Source organism: Pseudomonas sp. P5_A12 (genome assembly GCF_056400685.1).
In genome coordinates this window covers 1-2,466 of record NZ_JBFUKU010000485.1, presented here as the reverse complement: position 1 = coordinate 2,466, position 2,466 = coordinate 1, and the positions used below count along the sequence as shown (strand labels likewise).

The window sequence follows — 2,466 nt, the reverse complement described above, 5'->3', positions numbered from 1 at the left end:
GCATTGGAACCACCTGATCCCATCCCGAACTCAGCAGTGAAACGATGCATCGCCGATGGTAGTGTGGGGTTTCCCCATGTGAGAGTAGGTCATCGTCAAGATTAAATTCCGAAACCCCTATCTGCGTATGCAGGTAGGGGTTTTGTTTTGTCCGCAGGAAAGTCCAAAGCATCCCCGTATTGACACGAGCGACAGTAAGAAATGCACTATCTAGAGGAAATCGAACTAAAGTGACCGGGCGGTTTTTGGTATGGTGCAGCTCGTTTTTTAACGGACTGATTTCAAGCCTACGGATCGGCATCCTTCTTTAGTCAAAGAGCTGCTGCAGAAATGCCCGAACCGATACCGATCAAGGACCACGAAAAAGAGACGCGCCTGGTCAACAAAAGACTGATGGCTTGCGGCTTGTTCGTCGTCGCTATTTCCTGCGCGCTGCTGGTGCGCATGTATGTTCTGCAGGTGGTCGAGTTTGACTATAACTCGACCATCTCCGAAAACAACCGAGTCCACGTCCTGCCGATTACGCCCACCCGAGGGTTGATCTACGACCGCAATGGCGTGGTTCTGGCCGACAACCGGCCGAGCTTCAATCTGACGATTACCCGCGAACGCGCCTCCGATGTCAAAGAGGAGCTGGATGAGGTGGTCAACCTCCTGCACCTGTCGACAGAAGATCGAACATTGTTCGACAAGGCAATGAAGCAGGCCCGTCATCCGTTCGTGCCGGTCACCCTGTTCTATGAACTGAGTGAAGAGCAGATCGCGGTACTGGCGGTTAACGAGTTCCGCCTGCCGGGAATCGATGTCGAGCCTCAGTTCGTTCGCCACTATCCGATGGGCGCGCATTTCGCGCATTCGATCGGCTACGTYGGTCGCATCAACGAGAAAGAATCCAAAGCCCTGGACACGGTGGAATACCGAGGCACTCAATCCATCGGCAAAACCGGTATTGAAAAATTCTACGAGTCCGAGCTGCATGGCCAGGTCGGTTACGAAGAAGTCGAAACCAATGCCCAGGGCCGTGTGCTACGCGTGCTCAAACACACGGATCCGGTCCCCGGAAAAAACATTGTCCTGAGCCTGGACGTCAAACTTCAGGAAGCCGCCGAAGAAGCCTTGGGTGATCGTCGAGGTTCAGTGGTCGCGCTCGACCCGTCGACCGGTGAAGTGCTGGCAATGGTCAGCAAGCCTAGCTTCGACCCGAACCTGTTCGTTACCGGGATCAGCTTCAAGGAATACGCAGCGCTGCACGACTCCATCGACCGTCCGCTGTTCAACCGTGTGCTGCGCGGCCTCTACGCGCCCGGTTCGACCATCAAGCCGGAGGTGGCCATTGCCGGACTTGATGCCGGCGTCGTCACTCCGCAGACCCGTGTCTTCGATCCGGGTTACTACCAGCTCCCGGACTACGATCACAAATACCGCAACTGGAACCACAGCGGCGACGGTTGGGTGGACATGGACGCGGCGATCATGCGCTCCAACGACACCTACTTTTACGATCTGGCCCACAAGCTGGGCATCGATCGCCTGCACGACTACATGGCGATGTTCGGCCTCGGCGAGAAGGTCTCGCTGGACATGTTCGAAGAGTCTGCCGGTCTAATGCCGTCCCAGGCCTGGAAGCGCGCCACGCGTCGTCAGGCCTGGTTTCCTGGCGAGACGGTAATCCTCGGCATCGGCCAGGGCTATATGCAGGTCACACCCCTGCAATTGGCCCAAGCCACCGCTTTGATTGCCAACAAAGGTGTCTGGAACCGACCGCACTTGGCCAAGACTGTGGACGGTATTGCGCCGGTGGATGAGCACCCGATGCCGAACATCCTGCTCAAGGACCCGCGTGACTGGGAGCAGGTCAACCATGGCATGCAGATGGTGATGCACGACGCTCGCGGGATTGCCCGGGCGGCAGCGCAGGGTGCTCAATACCGCATTGCCGGCAAGAGTGGTACTGCGCAAGTCGTCGCGATCAAGCAGGGTGAGCGCTACAACCGGGCGAAAACCCTGGAGCGTAACCGCGATAACGCCTTGTTCGTCGGTTTCGCCCCGGCCGAGCACCCGAAGATTGTCATCTCGGTGATGATAGAAAACGGCGAGGCCGGTGGTCGCGTTGCCGGCCCGGTGGTGCGGCAGATCATGGACGCCTGGCTACTGGATCAGGACGGTCACCTGAAACCGCAATACGCCGCCCCGAGCAAGGCCCCGGGCGATCCTCGCGTCTAAGGTGCAAGGCTGCAGATTCGCAACCTTGGGCTACCCTGTTTGATTGTGCAGGAGGGTGGGTATCACTTGGAGAGCCTGGAAGATAATGCCCGGGCGTTTTTTGTGAGCCCTGAGGTGTGGAAGATCTGACCGTGGCGAGGGGGCTTGTCGGAACGCCGCATCGCCCTGTCGGGCTGCGAAACAGCCCTAAAAGGCTTGTCGGAACGCCGCATCGCCCTGTCGGGCTGCGAAACAGCCCTAAAA

At 58.0% G+C, this 2,466-nt stretch carries 1 protein-coding gene, 1 rRNA gene and 1 pseudogene; all 3 read left to right on the top strand.

Features of this window, described 5'->3' with window-relative positions; all coding sequences use genetic code 11:
- Positions 1-101: ribosomal RNA gene (gene rrf / locus AC1DSG_RS30230) — 5S ribosomal RNA — on the top strand; the annotation flags it as partial.
- A gap of 229 nt (positions 102-330) precedes the next feature.
- On the top strand, positions 331-2,223 hold the full coding sequence (gene mrdA / locus AC1DSG_RS30225) for a penicillin-binding protein 2 (RefSeq protein WP_477794147.1): 1,893 nt from the start codon (positions 331-333) through the stop codon (positions 2,221-2,223).
- Between the two features lie 12 nt (positions 2,224-2,235).
- Positions 2,236-2,352 (top strand): annotated as a pseudogene (locus tag AC1DSG_RS30220) (histone deacetylase family protein); the annotation flags it as partial.
- Positions 2,353-2,466 lie beyond the last annotated feature (114 nt).